Consider the following 18,958-nt stretch of genomic DNA (forward strand, 5'->3'; position numbering starts at 1 on the left):
TACACACGCAAGCGATGCAGCACCCTGATGGCCTACCTAGTAGTCACGAGTATTTGTGCTAAAAAAACAAATAACTTCTTTAAAATAATAGTAAAAACAATTAGTTGTGATAAAGTTTCTGCACTACTATCAGGGCGGCTATTATGCCTGTCTATCATCGAGTGAGGTACAAATCTGCAACATGTTATCAGTTTGTAGCGCTTCTACATTTCCTTACAGTCAGCTGCTCATTATCTGCGGCAACGGCTTGAGTGTTATTCTTGTAATTGCTTGTGCAAGATCCGCCGTAGCGTCAAGATGGTCTGGGGGTTGCTCTGAATACTATGACCCCCATTTATAATGGTCTCAGAAGCTGCACCGTCTAAGTGCGCACTGGTATAAGGTACGATGCCGTCTGATAGACGTTCAGTCAACGCTTGACTGATGTTTTTATCGACGGTGACTGCGGCCACCAGCGGCTGTGTCGATGCTTTATCATTAGCAGCGTCGGCGGTACTGTCTTTCTCGTCTTTTATGGCTTGTGACAAGTCGATTTTGGCATTGCCTGGCTGCATCTGTGCCAGCCCTTTGGTGATATCTGAATCGTTATTGGCGATGATGGAGTGATAAGTAATACGGTCATTGATGGAGATGTCTCGGGTCAATTGAATAAATGAGGATTTGTCACTCAATTGGCTGGCACCGTTTTGTAGGTATAAAGCGCCAAGTGGGTTTTGTGCCAAGTCGCCTTGGGTGGCAATGGTCGCCAGATTGTCTGTGACCGTCTTGACCAGCCCAACGGGCAGATACACAATGCGGCGCAGCGCACGGGTAAACCAGCGGTCTGCATAATCGGTGCCGCGAAACGGCGCTGATAAAAACACCGCTGTATCCACTTGCGGTAAGGTTGTGAGCTCAAAGCGCTCTTTGAGCTCGGTCTCACCAAATGAGGCTTTAAGAGCATCACGAATTTGCCGCTTTTCGCTATTAGAGAGCAGGTTTTGATCGTCTAAGCTGTCTAAATCGTCGACCAGATTGTCGTCTGATAGCATCATACGGGCGATGACAGCGCCCATGCTGTGGCTGATAATCACGCTATTTTTGCTGGCGCGGTTCTGTCCTTGTGGGTCGGTTTGGGCATAAGTGCTATTGATCAGGCGCTGGATTTGATAGCGGTTTTCTAAAATCGGTAGATTGGTGGGATAAAATATCTGCCAGACTTGATAGTTATCGCGCAGCTTATCATCGTTTAAGATATCGTTGGTCAAATTGACCCACGTTGCAGGACTAGAGGCGAGGCCGTGCAGCATAATCAGCACGCGCTTATCAGGGTCATAGGGCTCGAGCATAAACAGCTTGGGCAGCCGGGCGTCAGGCTGGCGAGTAATGAGATTAAGATAACCGACACCATCCAGCTGGTTTTCTGCCAACCAAAGACCATAGCCTGCCGAAAAATTGGCTGCGATGGGGTGGTTATCACCCAAGATATTGACATGCTCTGTTTGATACGGGTTATAAAGATGGATATCGAGCGTGCGGCTGCTCAGCGTGTCTAAAACGCTATTGCCGCTGGGCTTGATAAGACCGGTCAATAACAAATGGCCTGTAGGATAGATACGCGAGCTTGGGTCGCTCTCATTCTCATTGACGCTGTCGCTGTTTTGCTCATAGGACAAGCGCCCCGCCAACGACGACGCCAATAGTTGCCGAATCGTTGTGGTATAACGATCATCTAACGATGCCACTAGGCTGATGCCCAGCCCCGGACGTTTGCTGATAGAGTTTAGGCCAGAGAGGCGCAGCTCGTAAGTGGAGACTAGGTCAGCAAGTGCTGAGGCTTGCTTGTGCGCATTTTGTAAGTAGCTAGTTTCGTTTGGTAGATAGACGCCAAGCTGATAGTCATCGACGGCTATTTTCATCACTTTGATTTGGTCAGTGGGTTTGCCTGTGAGCGGTGATAAATTGGCGATGGCTGCTTGCTCGCTGCTATCATGCTTGCTTGAGGTGATGGGGAGGTATTCTATCTGTGCCTCACCCATCAGTTTGTCCGTGCCATCAGCGGACTTGTACAGCTGAGTGATGATATCGTTGCTGGCCGCGTTATATATGTCTTGGGTCTGAATATCCGTATCATTGGGAATACGGTTTTGTTGCTGCGACTGTCCGCTGGCCTTATCCGCTCCCTCAAAATCGTGTACGAGCGCGTCATAAAATAAATAGGTGTAGCTCGATTTTACTGCATCAAATAGCCGCTCTTGATAGTCATTGAGACAGCGACTGGTGTTTTGTTGCTGGGCTTTGGCGTCTTCTGCACTTAGCGGCGCATTGGCATAGTAGGGATCAAGCGGCGGACGAGACAAGGCGTCGCGGCAAGCTTGCGAGCGTGCCAACTGACGGGCTTTGGCATAGTGTAGCTCGGCAAAAATCGCTAAAGCAGGGCGGTAGTGTTTATTTAGTATGCTATCGGTCAACTGCGTCAAGCACAGATCAAACTGCTGCATACAGGCTTGCTCGTTTAGCCCTGCAGATAGCAGCGCTGAGGCGGTGTCACTACTCAGTTTTTTGTCAGTGACGATATTGCCGCGCTGGTCGGTGATGGTCTTTGCGGAGGTTTGTTTGTTGACAGAAACCGTGCTGCAGGCAGGCAGTAGCGCTACTGCGGCAAGCAAGACTGCTAGGGTCATCGACCGCATTTTTTGATTGGTGTGCATCATCGGTTTGATAAGGCTAAGCGGTGTCATAAGTCAATCCCAAAAACGAGTGTCAAAAAAGCGAAGGAGTGCCGGCAGGCGTGCAGATAAGTGTAGCGTAACTTTTGTGATTAGACTATTTATTATCCAGCAAAAAACGCCTTCATTTTTAGTGAGAAAATGAAGGCGCTATAGGGGCTATCGGTCAAACAGGCTGATGTACAGCAGATTAGACGCTTGGTTTGACATTGATGTCAGGGGCAGGAATATCCCAGATATAAAACTTACCTTCTTCGATAAGTTTGATTTGCTGAGGAATAATGTCGTTGTCGGGGTTCTGACTTTCGAGGCGACGCAGACGCTCCAAGGCTTTGTCACGGCGATCGCTAAGAAGGTCTGATTGTGCCAAGCTTTGCTCTGCTTCGGTGTAGCCCAACGAGACGGCACGGTCTAAGTATTTTTGACCTTCTTTAAACCCGCCACCTTCTGAGAGCATCATGCCATACAAGAAGTTGGCTTCGCCGCTGTCTGGCTGAATTTTGATGGCGCGATCCACATACTGCCCACCGCGGATGGTATAGTCCGAGCCCAAGTCTAGGTTGCGGCCCATGCCATTGAGCTTCGCTGCCCGAATCAGTACATCATAAGACGCGTTTGGCTCTTTGGCATAAGGCTCAATCCACTCTGCCAACACCTTGATTTTTTCGCGGGTGTAGTGACGCTGTGAGCGGTTAGGGAAGTTGGGTGGGTAATGACGAGCGTTGGGTGAGACATCTTTGATAAAGTCATCGAGTAGGCTGACATCAAGCTTGTCATTATTATCGCCCGTCTGCTGCGGAATCAGTACCGTTGGTACAAAGCTGACATCAGACAGTTGTACTTGCGGCGTGGGGATGTTGGTCAGCTGACCACTACGAAGGTCGATGCCAGTGGCATTCATCGGACCTGGATCGTAGACACGTGTGGTACCAGTGAATTCAGGCGTCGCTGGTGGCCTGACGTCTTGTGGCTGCAACGTACTCATCGGCGGGCGGTTTTGTACGGTGGGTGGCTGCGGGGCGGTGACGGTTTGCGGTGCGGCAGCTTGAGGGGCTGGTGCATTGTTTGTGCTAGCCGCGTTATCCGCCTTTGGCTGAGCCAGACGAATGACACGTTTGCTTGAGTCGATGGCGCTCGGTACAGAGGCGGCGTTAGTGGCATCAGTCGCGCTGCTCGCAGCTTGTGCTTCGGCTGCATGAGCAGGCGCAGAGAGCATCATGGCGCAAGCGGCAGCAACGGCTGTCAGAGTTGCCAGCGCTGGCGCCTTGGGAGATACGCTGGTCGATAATGTAGTGGTTTTCATAAAAATAGCTACCTTATTAGTAAGTCAATATTAGTAAGTTAGTGTTTATTAGTATTCATAGGTCGGTTGTTGTATGATTTTATAATGTAGCTGCTGGGAAGTATTTACTCATCTGAAGATACCAGATACCTGAGGCATCTCAGGGCAAAAGCGTACAAATTTTTCATACCCTAGCAAATTAAACTGAGCGCTATCAGTAGTAGGATTGTTAATACGATGGCTTTTATAAGTGGTAAGCGGTGGCCTTCATACGGTTGGCCATCCAGCGCATCGTCTGGCGTACAGCAGGTGACAGCGCCGCACCCCCATTTTCGAGCGCCAGCTCACGGTGATGCAGCTCTTCGATATCCATTTGTGCCAATATCTCTTTTGAGCGCTGGTCTTGCTCTGGTAGCTGGGTGATATGATCTTGTAAATGCTCGCTGACTTGCGCTTCTGTCTCAGCGACAAACCCCAAGCTAAACTCATTGGAGATAGCACCGGCCACCGCACCCAGACCAAAAGACATGCCGTACCACAGCGGCGTAAAAACACTGGCATGGCTACCAAGCTCGTCTAGCCGAGTCTCACACCATACCAGATGGTCGACTTCTTCTTCGGCAGACTGCTGCATGGCTTGTTTGACGCCGTCGTCTTTTGCGCTAAAGGCTTGACCGTGATACAGGCCTTGCGCGCATACTTCGCCTGTGTGATTGATGCGCATCAGCCCTGCGACATGACGTGCCTCGGTGATGCTCAGCTCAGGAATCTCATCACTACTCACCGGTAAGGGGCGCGTGCTAGGATTTGAATGTGGGACGACAGCTCGTAACGCCTTATCGACCCCAACTAACAACTGGTCGACTTTGGATAAAGGACGCGGGGCCATAATTCACTCCTCATGACTTATAATCAAAAACAACAAACATTACTATAGCAAACAATCCAAAATATCAGCACCACTATTTATTATGCACGTGCCTACATATCGTCTGCGAAATGTATTATAAAACACTCGCATCATGAGTTTGGATGACCGCCGCTTTGATATGTTTATGCAGCTTGATATACAAAAACACGCCAAAGACGATATTTAGCAGGCCTGTCACCAAAAACAACTGCGGTAGCGTCAAACCCAAGGTGTTTAAAATAACAATCGAAAAAATCGCTGAGGTGACCATAAATATCGCATTAAAGATATTGTTGGCACCCACGATACGAGCACGGTGGCTTTTTGGCGCATATGCCTGCATCGACGCATACAGTGGCACGATGTATAAGCCGCCACTAAAACCCAAAAAGAATAAGTCGGCAAAGACGCGCCACGTGCCACTCATCCCAACCAACTCACCAATACCCAGCAGTGTGCCATCAGCGACAGCCATATTTAGGCTAGATAAGGACCAATATAAATCGACAGCAAAAATACTCAAACCTGCGATACCAAACGGCAGTAGCCGCAAGCTGACTTGGTTTTTGGTCAGTGACTTACATAGCAGTGAACCGATCGATACGCCAACTGAAAACAGCGTTAATAAAAAAATCACCACCGACTCATCACCGTGCAAGATGACCTTGCTAAACTCTGGCGTCTGCGTCAAAAACGTCGCGCCATAAAACCAAAACCAGCTGTTGCCAAGAATGACAAAAAACAAAAACGGCAAGGAGTATAGATAGCGTACTGTACTCAAACTGGTGGTAAAGATATTCCAGTTGATTGTCAGCGCCGGCTGCATTGCAGGCATCAGCGGGATATAGCGCGCGGCCAAATAGCCGAGCATAGCCACCAACAGCACCGTCGCACTGATCCAATAAAGCGATGCGGAGAGTTGCGTCAATACCCCAGCGACTATCATCCCCAGTAAAATCGCCAGTGAAGTGCCCATCTGAAACAAGCCATTAGCGCCGACCAGCTCATTTTCTTTCATCGCTTGTGGCAGATAAGCGTACTTGATCGGCCCAAAAAACGTCGAATGCGTGCCCATCAAAAACAGCGCCACAAACAGCAAAACATACCATTCAAAGACAAAACCCACGGCTGCCACCGCCATAATCACCAGCTCAAGCAATTTAATAAACTGCGTCAGCTTGGATTTTTCAAACTTATCAGCGATTTGGCCTGCCAATGCTGAAAATAAAAAATAGGGCAAAATAAACAGCATGGCGGCCAAGTTGTTTAAGATACTGACTTCCATACCCAGCTGGCTTGCCGCCGTATACGTCAGTACCAATATCAGCGCTTGCTTAAAAATATTGTCATTAAAGGCGCCCAAAAACTGCGTAAAAAACATGGCGCTAAAACGGCGATGCTTAAATAATTGAAACTGATTTGCCATGAAAATTCCTACCGATGGGTCGCGGTTGCTGAGTAAAAAACCGTCAAATAAAATAGTCGGATGATTTTGATTATTATTAATATCAATAACTTATAAAAATATAGCATAGGGTTTGTAGCTGTTAAGCCGTATAATAGCAAGGCTTTGCCAAAAATACATGCGTACAACGCTATGATTTCATAATTATCTAAGTTATGATTTGTAAATTTATATGGCTATATTGCCAAATATAGTGATAATTCAGACCACTGCGATAAGTTTATTCACCGGTAATGCTGAACAATGGCCATCGTTGTTGATACGGTACCGCGTGAGCTGATAGGAACCAATCATGAAGCACCAACCATCAACTCTAACGCACAACGTATTGCTGACGCCGCAGGATACCTATACTCATAGCGTGAGTAGTCATAGCGCGAGTGCCAGTACGGCTATCCGCTCTGATAACAGCGCTCGACCTCACGCCGTGTGCGCGCACTTTACACGCTCAGCATTATTTACCGCGCTGACGACCAGCTTGGTGGGTTTTGGGGTAGCGCCTACGGTATGGGCTGATGCGCCGCCTACGGTCATGGTCAAAGCTCCTGCCACTCAGTCTGCTAACAGTCGTTCAAGCGCTAGCTCAGCGCCGCGTGAGCCGTTAGAGGACGGCTCACAAGTAGATGCTGCACTAGACGCGCTACGCCTAAAAAAAGCGGTGGAGCAAGGTATTGTCGATCAATCTGTGCTCGATGAGTATAGTGAGCAAAGCCTAGGTCTCAAAAAATCAAACGTTAAAAAATCAAACACTGAAACGTCAAATGCTGTAAATAATAACTCTTCAATTAACGACCCCTCAAACCGATCGAATAACCAGACGAATAACACAAATGGCGCTGACCGTCATCAAATAAATCAGACCAGCATGATAGATGGTGTCGATAACGATGCGCTGAATAACAACTCAATTAACGACAATTCACCTAACGACAATGCCCTAAATAATGATGCGCTGGCTAGTGATATGTCTAATACAGGCGCGAACGACAATCTGTTGCAGCAGGCCGCTGAGGTACAGCAGCAGGGTTATCAGATGATGACGCCTGAGCAGATAGAGCGTGAGCTGGCGGCTATTAATCGTCAAAATAATGACATGCTAGAGAGTAATAGGGCGGTGACTGGCAACAATAGCAATGTCAGCCCCCTTGACGGTGCTGGTCGCTATGACAGAGACTTTGACGCTCCGATTGCCAGTTTGGACGATACCACTCCGCCTGTGGGTTTGGATATGGCGCTGGATGCCACCAATTTGCCAACCCCAAGTAACTTGGAGACGCTGGGTAAAAATGAGAAAGATGAGCGCGCGGCAACACAAGTGCAGACAGACGAAGTGATGTCGCGCCCGATCGATGTTAGTGACTCGGTCAGCAGTGGCCGCACTAATGAAGCGACTGATAGCGAGATTGTGGCCAATACCAGCGCCGCTAATGGAGAAAGTGCCGCAGCACAAGACATCAATCCTGATGACTATTTGCCAGATTATCAAACCGATACGCAGGCGATCAGCCAAAGTATTGAGCAAGCTGATGAAAAAAAACCGCTAGCCCGTAACAATGGCAATATCATCAAGCGCCTTTATAATCGCCTGTTTAATGGGGGGATGAGGGCGTTGCCGCATGTCGACACCACTGTCTATCTACAGCAGGCAGCAGATACAGGCGATGGCAAACCAAAGCTCAAAAAAGCCGATAACGATACCCAACCGATAAAAAACATCAAAGCGGCACTGGATGATACGACGGTTCAGTCGGTCGTTGACTTTACCGCAGCTTTGCCTCGCCTGCGTCAGACGGCATTAGATGCGGCAAAAGCAGTGGGGTATTATGATGTGACTTTGCGCTTGCGTCAGCCTAACAGCGATAGGATTGATGTCATCATCGAAAATCTGGGAGAGCCGGTGCGTGTGGATAGCCGCATCGTCGAGATTCGCGGTGAAGGCGGTGAGCAGCCGGAGTTTGCTGCGCTCGAAACGGACTTGCCACCACAAGAGGGCGATATCTTTAACCACCGCGTCTACAAAAACAGCAAAGCGGCTTTGGAGTCGTTGAGTAACACTTATGGTTACTTTGATGAGTATTGGCTAAACAAATCGGTTGATATCATCTTGCCAGACAACACCGCCGACGTCGCTTTGGTTTATAACACAGGCGATCGTTACGAGTTTGATGACGTGGTGTTTTTTACTTATGATGAAGCGACCAACACCCTGACACGAGACCCTGACAAGCTGCCTGTTGAGATGTCATTGTTACAGCAGCTCATCGGCTTTGAGCCGGGCGACAAGTTTTATCGGCCAGCGGTGACCAAATTTAGTAACGATTTGTCGGCGACCCGTTATTTTAACACCGTCAACGTAGAGTCCATTTTGCCACCTGATGAGAGCAGTGAGGCAAGTACTTTGGCTTTTGACAATGCGCCTACTGCCAATGGCGATGAGGTGTTGGACAATGATGTCAATAATGGTGCGATCAACAATGCCGCTACGGCAGCCAGCACAGTCAGTAATGACGGGCGTATGAGTGCAGAAAACGGCGGTGTCGCAAGCGAAAGCTCGGCCAGTAATAGCGGTGCGACGGTCGACCCTGCCGATATCGCGGCCATCGAGTTTGAGGCAGACGAAGCCACGCTGGATAAGCTACAAGCCATCAAACAAAAAGCTGAGCGTTTAAGCCGCTTGCCAAATGATCGCGTACTTGACGAAAAAGACCAAGAGGCGGATAGCATCTTGGGTAAAATCAGTGACTCCATCAGTAATGTGGCACAAAAGATATTTCCAGATGAAAAAAGCTTGCTGGCCGACGAAAACTTTGTGCCGCCCACGCTGGCAGGACGTAAAACCCCGCAAGACGTAGCTGAAAGCAAAAAAGTACCGCTGTATGTTTTTGTGTCCTCCAACAAGCCGCGTGATGCGCAAGTCGGTCTAGGTTATGGGACAGACACAGGTGTCAGGGCCACTGCCAAAATAGATTATAATTTGCTCAATCGTCAAGGCTATCAAGCGGGGGCAGAGACTGAGGTTTCAAGAATCACGAAAAATGTCACTGTCTATGGCAGCAGGCCTTGGAAACATCCGCTCAATGATAAGTTAGATGGGCGTCTGACCTATGAAGAAGAGGTCATTGATCAAGGCGAAGGTAACTTTGATTTGTCCACCAAAACGCTAAAAGCGGCCATTGCCCGTAACATCCGCCGCGACAGTGGCTGGAACCGCAGCTACTCTATGCGTTATCGCTTAGATGAGCTAGAGACGGGCGTAGATGAGACAGAGCTTGATGACCTGCCCATTCGCTTTACGTCTTCTAAACCCAAACAGCGAGCATTACTGTTTGGCTATGGCATGAACAAAACCGACGTGGACAGTACGACCAACCCGACTCGCGGTATCCGCCAGTATTACTCGCTCGAAGCTGGGACTGATAAAGCGCTGAGCGACACCGACTTGGCCATTGTTCGCGCTGGTGTCAGTGGTATTTATAGCTTTGGTGACGATAAAAAACATCAGGTATTAGGCAGTCTCAATACAGGCTATATTTGGGCAGATGATTTTTATGATGTGCCTTATAAGCTGCGTTTTTTTGCAGGCGGCGACCAAAGCATTCGCGGCTACGACTATGAGAGTTTATCCCCGCTAGATAAGGGCTACTTGACAGGCGGGCAGGTGCTGGCAGTCGGTAGCGCTGAGTATAACTATGAGTTTAGACCAGGGTTTCGCGGTGCTTTCTTTACGGACGTGGGTAATGCCTATGACAAAGACTTTGAGACAGATACCAAGGTCGGCGTCGGTGTCGGTATCCGCTGGGCTTCCCCCGTCGGTGTGGTACGGGTGGATGTCGCCGCGGGTGTGACAGAGGAGAGTATTCCGGTTAGACTGCACTTCTTTATTGGTTCGCCCTTATAGCTTTACTGTCATTTTTCGTATTTATCGTGCCCATTGCTGGTCATCATTCTTTAACGTAGTTGAGTGTCATGCTGACAAAAAACACCCCGCCCAATAACGCACCAGATGAAGACCCAGCACAGCGCGATGCTCGTGCTGTCAGGCGTTGGTATCCGCTGTCTTTTTTGCTCAAACTGCTGGTGCTCATCACCATCGTCTTGGCGATTATGTTGGTGGCGTTTTTTTATGCTGCAGGCACCGAGTCGGGCACGAAGTTTATTTTAGAAAAAGTCAGCGCTGAGACAGGCATTGGTTTCAAATATGGCCGTGGCAATCTGCGCGATGGTATTTGGGTCAGCGATATCGATATCAACGCGACTGACGACCTTGAGATTTTGGTCGATAAGGCGTATGTCAAAATAGGCTGGCGTGCGGTGTTTGCCAAAGAAGTGCATCTGCGCGATGCAGACATTCATACCATCGAGATCATCAATAACCAGCCGCCAACGGGCGAGCCATTTGATTATAAAACCCTGCAACTACCAGTGAACCTGCGTTTTGATCAGGCCAAAATAAACAATATCATTTATAAACAAGTGACCAAAGAACCTATCGTGGTGCATGATATCGCCGCCCGTGATTTGACGTGGGTTGGTACGCAGGTCGCTTTGGGTCGCGGCGACTTGCAGTATGCTGATATCGTCAACGTCAGCGCATTGCAAGGTGAGATTGAGTTGCAGGGTGATTACCCGCTAGATTTGAGCGCTATCGTAGAGGTCAGCGCGCTAGAAAAAGCCTATATCGATCCGCTCAATGTCACGGCCACAGGTACGCTAAAACGCACCGTTGGTAAAGTGCGTAGCCGCTATAACGACAGCGACGTCAGCGGTAGTTTTGTCGCTCAGGGCTTAGATGACGGCTCGCCGTTTCAGGCAAAGCTGCAATGGGATGATATTTTGATTCCGTATGCTGAGAACCAAAACATCCGCCTACAAAGCGGTACGGCGACAGCCACAGGGGTCATCTCCGAAATACGTCTGCGCATCAATACCGAGCTGACTGCCAAAGATATCCCATCAGGACATTATCAAGGCCGCGGTATCATTGCCAATAGTCAGCTGCGCGTCGATCGCTTAGATGCTCAAGTACCCGCGGGTAATCTTGTATTACAAGGCATCTTGGACTGGCAAGACAGCTTTGATGCCAAAGTGCGCGCCACTGGCAGTAACTTTGATATTCGCCGTGCCATTCCAGATGACTACGCCGACTTTAAAGCATATGCACCGCAAAAACTAAATGGCAGACTGTCAGTCCATTATCAGCAGCAAGACAGTAATGGTAATCTACAGATAGATGCTGATTTGCGCCAGCGTGATGGAGAGCATGTCAACGCCAATATCGCGCGTGGTAAAGTATCGGCCAAATCCACACAAGCCGCGCCTTGGTATATCGATGCCAATTGGCAAAACCTCATCCGCCGTGATGTACCAAGCATCGGCAATATCGACAGCCCACGTGGGCAAGCAGACGTCATCATTCGCGGCTCGCGTCTGTCGGTCGATGCCAATGCCAGCATCAATGAGCTAAACGCTGCCCCTAAAGGCAATTATGATGTACGCGTGCGTAAAGCTGGCGACGTCATTGATATCAATCGTCTCAACTACAATGGTGTGGTGGGCGACTTGTCTGGTACCGGCCAGATCCAATTGGCGCGCAAAAACCGTCCGCTGACATGGCAGATAGATGCACGTACCAATGGCTTGCTACCAAAAGCGTATCGTAGCGACTTGCCGCTAGAGCGCCTGACTGGCAGTATCAGCGCGCGCGGTCGTTTGCTCAATATCAATAAGGGCGGCGTGCGCGGCCAGCGTCATATCGTCACCCTAAACAATACTGACTTACAAGCAGCGCTCGATACCACACAAGACGGCCGTCGTATTGGGCTGACAGGCACAGGCGATGCCAGTGTCGATATCGTCGGAGGCGAGCTGTCGGTGTTTGACGCTCGTTTTGCTGGTCAAGTTGATACCGCTGATGTACCAAAAGGTCGCCTCTCAATTGACGCAGCGGGCACGCCAAAACTCATCAGTATTCGAAACGTAACCTATAACGGTGAAGCAGGGGCGGTCAATGCCAAGGGTGTCATCGACCTGCGCAACCATATCGGCTGGACAGTAGATGGTCGTTTTGACAAGTTTAATGTGGGGTATTTCTTACCCAATAATGCAGCGATTGTCACAGGCGACTTGACCACCAGCGGTGCGTGGCAAACGGCTGCCAAAAACAACCCCAGCGCCTCAGGAAAGCTGCAGCGTTTTGCCATAAACTTCGATGGCGTGTTAGACGCCGAGCAGCTGCCAGCGGGTCAGCTGACGATAGATGCCAGCGGCGATGCTCAGTTGATTCGTATCAAGCGTCTGCGTCATATAGGCGCTGCGGGTAGTATCGATGCGACAGGTACGGTTGATGTACGTCAAGGCATCGCGTGGGATATCAAGGCGGTCATGGATCGTTTTAATATCGGATACTTCCTAAAAGATACGCCAAGCCTCATCACTGGTACGATCGATACGGATGGCCGCTGGGGTGACAATCAGCAAACCGTCAATATCAGACAGGTAGATCTAAGTGGTCGACTAAAAGGCCAGCCGCTTAGTGCCAAAGGCAGCTTGACGGCGAAAATGCGGTTGCCAAAAGATCTAGCAAGCTACTTCAAGCGCTTACAAACGCAGGATGCGCAAGCGCAATATAAACAAGTCAATGCGCTAATCGATAGCTTAAATGCCGATAATTTGGTGCTACGCTGGGGCGACAACTACGTCACTGCTGATGGCAACGCCCAGCAGCTACAAACCAAAATCAATATCACAAGTCTTGATCAGCTATCAGACAAACTTGCGGGTAAAGTCACAGGCGGCGCAACCTTATCGCAGCCAGCAGGACAGGCACTGCCCACCATTTATATCGATTTGGTCGGTGAGCGCATCGCGCTGCCAGGATTTATCCTGCGTCAAGGCCGCGTGCGTGGCAAGCTTGTCAATTTAGCAAACAGTCCAAGCCAGCTTATCGTGACGGCAGAAGGTCTGGATGCAGCAGAGCAAAGCTTTAAAAGTGTCAAAGCATCCTTTAATGGTACCGAGCAGGCCCATGTGGTCGATCTGGATGTGGCTAATGAGCAGCTCGATATTGGTGCCAGACTCAAAGGCGGCTTTAATCGTGACAAGCTTGTCTGGTCAGGGGTCATCGGTAAAGGGCGTATAAAGTCTAAATACGCTACCCTAAACCAGCTGCAGCCTGCTCAGCTGATTGTCAATTTGCCTCATGAGCAAAACGGCAGTCGCAACGACTTTAAAGTACAGCTGGCCGCACACTGCTGGCAAGCGTCTGACCAAAGTGGCAAGCTGTGCCTACGCGACAACTTAATTGCCTCACCAGACAAAGGCGAAGTCAATATTGCCTTACAAAACCTTGATACCACGCTGTTTTCAGTATTTTTGCCCAAAGATATTGAATGGCATGGCAAGATAAATGGTAAGGCCATCGTCAGCTGGCAGCGTGGTCGTCCACCGACCATCAATACTACGCTATACTCGGACAATGGCAAAATCGGCTTGATTCAAGATGGTGATAGTGCGCCGGTGACATTACCGTACAAACGCGTGTCCCTGATTGCGTTGTCGGTGCCTGAAGGTATCAAGCTACGCACAGATATCAATACAGGGCGCGGCGCCCGTGGCTATGCTGAGGTGATTGTAGACCCCTATAAGACACCCAAGCCAATCTCTGGCGCGCTGGTACTCAATGAGCTGAATTTAGCGATATTTAAGCCGTTTTTCCCAGGCATGCGAGTATTGGAGGGCAATGTCACGATGGCAGGTGGTCTAGGCGGTACATTGGATAAACCGCAGTTTTATGGTGATGTCAAACTGGCAGATGGCCGTATTGCCATGCTTGATTTGCCCGTCAATCTGACCAATGTCAATACTGAGGCCAAAATCCGCGGTACACAGGCGACCATCGATGGTACCTTTAATAGTGGTTCGGGCACAGGTACTTTGACAGGCACGGTGAATTGGCAGCAAAAACTGCAAGCCAAGCTCAGTGTTGTCGGTGAGCGCTTGGTCATCACCCAGCCGCCTTTGCTCGTCGCTGAGATCAACCCTGACATCGATATCATCGTGCGCCCAGGCGATCGTTATGTCGATATCAAAGGGGCGGTGAGCGTGCCGTCAGCGACCATCCGTCCGCCAGAGGCCAGCGAAGATATCATCACTCAGACAGAAGATGCCGTCGTTCTCGACCGCCGCTTGATTGGCAATATCGATGAGGTATTAGCAGTCTCCAAGCCTTGGTCGATCAATGCCGATATCGGTGTCGACTTGGGTGACGATATCAACTTCCGCGGCTTTGGTGCGGTCATTCCTTTGGCTGGGGCGATTAATATCAACCAAACTGGCACTGGTATCATGCGCGCAAAAGGGGTAGTGCAGGTGTCACGTCGCACCAATATCAACGCTTTTGGTCAAAGTCTGGAGCTAAATTATGGGCAAGTACGCTTTAATGGCGATGTGATGAAGCCCAACCTCAGTATCGAGGCGGTCAAAACCATCAGTGGTAAGACGGTGGGCTTACGGGTTAAGGGTAATACAGAAAACCCAAATATCATCGTCTTTAATAATGCAGGACTCACCCAGCAGCAAGCGATGAATGCTCTAGTCACCGGTAGAATCAATAACAAGAGCGCCACCCAAATCAGTGAGCAAGGCTTTAAGTCGCAGGTCACCAATAACTTGGCGGCGGCCGGCTTGAGCTTTGGCCTTAGCGGCACGCGCAGCTTGACCAACCAGATAGGTCAGGTGTTTGGTTTGCAAAGTCTGACCGTAGATGCCTCAGGCAGTAGTGAAGACACCAACGTCAATGTCACAGGTTATGTGACACCGGATCTGTATATTCGCTATGGCGTGGGGGTGTTTAATGCCCAAAACAGCTTGTCTATTCGTTATCAGCTGACACGGCGCATCTACGTCGAGGCTACCTCAGCTGCAGAAAACGCGGTGGATGTGGTGTATAGTTGGCAGTTCTAAAAGGGATATGGTTAGTTGAACATAAAACAGTTATAGATTGAGAGTCGCGGCTGGTATACATTTTCCTTATTTGGCTGCAATCTATCTCACTGCTATCCCTATTTTTAAAACAGGGGCACGCTGCAATAAAAAACGCCTTTGATACAAGGCGTTTTTTATTATCGGGGATGTCTGATAACAGACAGATATCAATTTATTTGGTCAAAATCAAACGGTTATTACGAGTTAGGCGCAGGCGATACTCTTCGCCTTCATGTTCGATACGGACTTCTTTGGTTAAGGCAAATAGGTGCTGCGACTGCAAAGTAGGCAGACGATTTTCGCGACAGTTTAAGTAACGAGAGATGACCATGCTCATAATAAATTCCTTTTGATAAAGTGATAAAACAATAAGTGGCAATAGAACTACTACCTTTAACGATAATAATTATCATTTAGATTTAATGATTTTGCAAGCCAATTGATAAAATAAAATGCAGTTATTATGTAAATTTATATAAATCCCTTGCTATCAACCACTTTTTTGTGCTCGCAGAATATCGAAAATCAGCCGTTTGCTAAAATCAGCGCACCGCTAAAGGCAGTCAGATCGCAGTTAGTATTTCGTCATCAATATCATCCATCACTACTATCATTACTATTTCCAAGTAGCTATTCAAGTAGCTATTAATGCCCTCAAGGATTCTTATGACCCGCATAAACCATCCTTCGCTCATGACCAACACTGCCCACATGCCAGCCAGCACCAAAGCCAATGCGAGCGCCAACGTTGTCAATGTCGCCGTGGCTGTCATTTATTATAAAAACTGCTATCTCCTTGGGTTTCGTCATGCCGCGCAGCATCAGGGCAATCTTTATGAGTTTGTCGGTGGCAAGATCGAAGCACAGGAGGGTGCCGAGCAGGCGTTAATACGAGAAGTGGCCGAAGAGATAGGTATCAACGTCGATAATAACTTAATAGTCAAGCTTGGCCGTATCCATCACGACTATGGTGATAAGCAGGTCAGCTTGCAGGTATATCAAATTGAGCTGACAGCAGAGCAATACGAGCAGCATAAACTGGCTGAGTATGGTCTAGAGGGGCAGGCGCTCAAGTGGGTGGATAAGCGAGCGTTACTGGCAGGTGAGTACCCATTGCCAGCGGCCAATCGTACGATTTTACAGTGGCTGCAGCTGCCGCCTGCCATCGCCATCACTTACCCCTTAGCGCATTTTGGCGGCCACACCGATCCAGCGGCAGCATGGCTGGCCTACCACCAGCAGCACCTTTTGCCCAGTGCGTGGGTGTATGTACGGCTCAAAGACGCAAGTGTGTCACGCGCTGACCGCACAATTGCCCAGCTCATGCAGAGGCGACCAGATATTCAGGCTATTTTGCCATTGACTAATGATGGCTCTAGTAGCGCTGAGATCGGGGATACGCCCACCTCTCAGGCGCTAATGGCACACCAGCCAATCAGCGCATACCATCTGACTCACACGGAGCTGCTGCGCTGGCAACATAGCCAATATGGTCAGACGGCAGCTTCCGACTCAATACCCGCAGGGCAACCACTCATCGTCAGCTGTCATGATGCCGAGAGCATCGCCGCCGCCAATCAGCTGGCACGCATGCGCATTCAGCAGCAACTGCCGCCTATCATCGGTATTTTTATATCGCCTGTCTTGTCTACCCAAACGCATCCTAATACTGCGCCACTTGGCTGGCAGGCATGGTCTGCACTGACCAAACTGGCTGACATGCCCGTCATTGGTTTGGGCGGATTATCGCCGTCAATGATCGATAAGACCAAGCAATACGGCGGCGTCAGTGTGGCGGGTATTCGTCAGTTTTTATAGGCCCAAAACAGCAAAAACACAACAAATATTAAGTCGGCTAAGCCACTGATTTTTTAGCGTATTTATCTGTTTGGTAAACATGTATTTATATTGCATCATAAACACATACTTACTTACAAACCGTTGCGTTTCCCTACATTGCGACACTGTTTTTGTGGGGTGGCTGGTCTTAATATATACCGTCTAACAAAGTCAATTAAATACCGATTAAAACGCCCCTAAGCAGCTCACTATTTATCATTTATCGCTTATCCAAACGATACCTTATTATAAAAACAGTATGGCAGACACAGCATTTAGTAAATAGCGTTTAGTAAAAAAGCGCGCTGATACTTACTGATATTCTTATGTGTTTATACCAGTCCCACGTTGACATATAGTGTATCTGCTTTATTTAGAATCGACGATAGCGCCACTATAGGCTTAGGTTAAGACGTAAGACCACGATTACACCCATTAGGTGTTATCTACAATGTATAAAATTGACAATGTATAAAGCATATTTAACAGACATAATAAATACGGTATATCTATGAAAACCAATAAGTTACCTAAATCAGCTTGGTCTGATTCACAGGAAGCTGGTTCTCAATCTCAGCAGAGCAGTTCATTTAGCGACTGCTATTTACACAGTGAATTGACCAAAAGCAGCGCACAGCAAACAGACAATGTCAGTCATGCTGCCAGCAATGATGCCAGCTATCGTGATGATCTGGTAGATGAGATAGCGAGCAGCAGGTATTCGCAGCCAGCGCCCACTCAGGTGTCTTTACAAGACAATTATTTTGGTTATAAAAAGGTGAGCAAAAAACCTGCCAAAATAGAAGACTCTGCCATGATGGATGACATCCAAGTAACCTCGCCGCCAAAAGATAAGCACACAACGTCAAAGTGCCTGACGGGTCATGGACAAACGCCTGTGGATGCAATCATGCAGAAAGGCGCTCTTAATACCTACGACAAGTCTAAGAAAGTAGGCGCGTCATCAAAGCCTAGCTCATCAACAGCTGATGGACAGACATCCTACGGCTCTACGTCTTATACAGACTCATACAGCGAAATACCGGAGCGCGTATTTATGAATGGATTGATCAAGCACACAGGCATAGCATTAGCGATTATCATACCTCTGGCGGCGTTTTCTGCTTATGCTGCTTCGCCTGAGACAACCACAGCGGCAAAATCAAGCACAGTGGCAAAGACCAGCAGCGCTGAAATGACAGAGACACTAGCTGTGCAGCCAAGTGATATCATCCATAAATCTGCGACCACGCCGACCACAGTCGATAGTGTAGATCTAAACAAATACGCGGGGACGTGGTATGAAATAGGCCGCTTGCCGATGTATTTTCAACGTAACTGCGCAGGCGATGTGACGGCCAACTATACGCAAAAGACGGACGGCTCGGGCGTTATCGTCACCAACAAGTGCTTGGATAGTGACGGCGCAGAGATAGTTGCTGACGGTTTGGCCAAACCTGCCGATGCCACTGGTAGTAAACTCAAGGTTACGTTTTTGCCATCGTGGATACGCTGGCTGCCAGTGGGCCGTGCCGACTATTGGGTGCTGGCACGTGATGGCGATTACAAAACTGCTTTGGTAGGGACGCCTGACAAAGACTATCTTTGGTTGCTGGCACGCTCACCAGATATCGCTCAAGAAACGTATGCCAAATATCGTCAAATTGCCCAGCAGCAAGGCTACGATTTAAAAGAATTTGAGCTGACACCGCAGTCCAAACAAACGGTCAACTTGGTCCCATAATCCTGTTCGCGTGGTTAATGACTGGCAA

General features: G+C 48.8%; 9 protein-coding genes. 4 read left to right on the plus strand and 5 right to left on the minus strand.

Annotated elements, in window-relative coordinates:
• Positions 1-254 precede the first annotated feature (254 nt).
• From JFC05_RS07880 to JFC05_RS07895, 4 genes are all read right to left on the minus strand, one after another.
• Positions 255-2,720, minus strand: coding sequence for an esterase/lipase family protein (locus JFC05_RS07880; protein WP_227697470.1), 2,466 nt, complete (start codon positions 2,718-2,720; stop codon positions 255-257).
• A gap of 178 nt (positions 2,721-2,898) precedes the next feature.
• Complete coding sequence (locus JFC05_RS07885; protein WP_198336477.1) at positions 2,899-4,011, minus strand: tetratricopeptide repeat protein; 1,113 nt, start codon at positions 4,009-4,011, stop codon at positions 2,899-2,901.
• A 223-nt stretch (positions 4,012-4,234) separates the two neighbouring features.
• Positions 4,235-4,879 carry a 2-polyprenyl-3-methyl-6-methoxy-1,4-benzoquinone monooxygenase gene (gene coq7, locus JFC05_RS07890; protein WP_198336478.1) on the minus strand — a complete coding sequence of 215 codons (645 nt, stop codon included), beginning with the start codon at positions 4,877-4,879 and terminating at the stop codon, positions 4,235-4,237.
• Positions 4,880-4,994: 115 nt separating this feature from the next.
• Complete coding sequence (locus JFC05_RS07895) at positions 4,995-6,326, minus strand: MFS transporter (protein WP_198336479.1); 1,332 nt, start codon at positions 6,324-6,326, stop codon at positions 4,995-4,997.
• Between the two features lie 331 nt (positions 6,327-6,657).
• Here JFC05_RS07895 and JFC05_RS07900 point away from each other — a divergent pair, with 331 nt between their 5' ends.
• Both JFC05_RS07900 and JFC05_RS07905 read left to right on the plus strand, forming a co-directional pair.
• Positions 6,658-10,263: an autotransporter assembly complex protein TamA gene (locus JFC05_RS07900; protein ID WP_198336480.1), complete on the plus strand. Its 3,606-nt coding sequence runs from the start codon at positions 6,658-6,660 to the stop codon at positions 10,261-10,263.
• A 68-nt stretch (positions 10,264-10,331) separates the two neighbouring features.
• Complete coding sequence (locus JFC05_RS07905; protein ID WP_198336481.1) at positions 10,332-15,326, plus strand: translocation/assembly module TamB domain-containing protein; 4,995 nt, start codon at positions 10,332-10,334, stop codon at positions 15,324-15,326.
• Between the two features lie 193 nt (positions 15,327-15,519).
• Here JFC05_RS07905 and hemP read toward each other — a convergent pair whose 3' ends face one another.
• Positions 15,520-15,678, minus strand: coding sequence for a hemin uptake protein HemP (gene hemP, locus JFC05_RS07910; protein ID WP_227672156.1), 159 nt, complete (start codon positions 15,676-15,678; stop codon positions 15,520-15,522).
• 335 nt (positions 15,679-16,013) lie between these two features.
• On the opposite strand from hemP, the gene JFC05_RS07915 reads away from it, so the two are divergent.
• Positions 16,014-17,165, plus strand: coding sequence for an NUDIX domain-containing protein (locus JFC05_RS07915; RefSeq protein WP_227697471.1), 1,152 nt, complete (start codon positions 16,014-16,016; stop codon positions 17,163-17,165).
• A gap of 532 nt (positions 17,166-17,697) precedes the next feature.
• Positions 17,698-18,930, plus strand: a complete 1,233-nt coding sequence (locus JFC05_RS07920) for a lipocalin family protein (RefSeq protein WP_198336482.1) — start codon at positions 17,698-17,700, stop codon at positions 18,928-18,930.
• Positions 18,931-18,958: the final 28 nt, after the last annotated feature.

The sequence above is a fragment of the Psychrobacter celer genome (assembly GCF_016107555.1).
Lineage (GTDB): Bacteria > Pseudomonadota > Gammaproteobacteria > Pseudomonadales > Moraxellaceae > Psychrobacter > Psychrobacter celer.

Coding starts and splice junctions, on each gene's coding strand:
- JFC05_RS07900 (WP_198336480.1), top strand. CDS start 6,658: ATGAAGCACCAACCATCAACTCTAACGCACAACGTATTGCTGACGCCG.
- JFC05_RS07885 (WP_198336477.1), bottom strand. CDS start 4,011: ATGAAAACCACTACATTATCGACCAGCGTATCTCCCAAGGCGCCAGCG.
- hemP (WP_227672156.1), bottom strand. CDS start 15,678: ATGGTCATCTCTCGTTACTTAAACTGTCGCGAAAATCGTCTGCCTACT.
- JFC05_RS07915 (WP_227697471.1), top strand. CDS start 16,014: ATGACCCGCATAAACCATCCTTCGCTCATGACCAACACTGCCCACATG.
- JFC05_RS07920 (WP_198336482.1), top strand. CDS start 17,698: ATGAAAACCAATAAGTTACCTAAATCAGCTTGGTCTGATTCACAGGAA.
- JFC05_RS07895 (WP_198336479.1), bottom strand. CDS start 6,326: ATGGCAAATCAGTTTCAATTATTTAAGCATCGCCGTTTTAGCGCCATG.
- JFC05_RS07880 (WP_227697470.1), bottom strand. CDS start 2,720: ATGACACCGCTTAGCCTTATCAAACCGATGATGCACACCAATCAAAAA.
- coq7 (WP_198336478.1), bottom strand. CDS start 4,879: ATGGCCCCGCGTCCTTTATCCAAAGTCGACCAGTTGTTAGTTGGGGTC.
- JFC05_RS07905 (WP_198336481.1), top strand. CDS start 10,332: ATGCTGACAAAAAACACCCCGCCCAATAACGCACCAGATGAAGACCCA.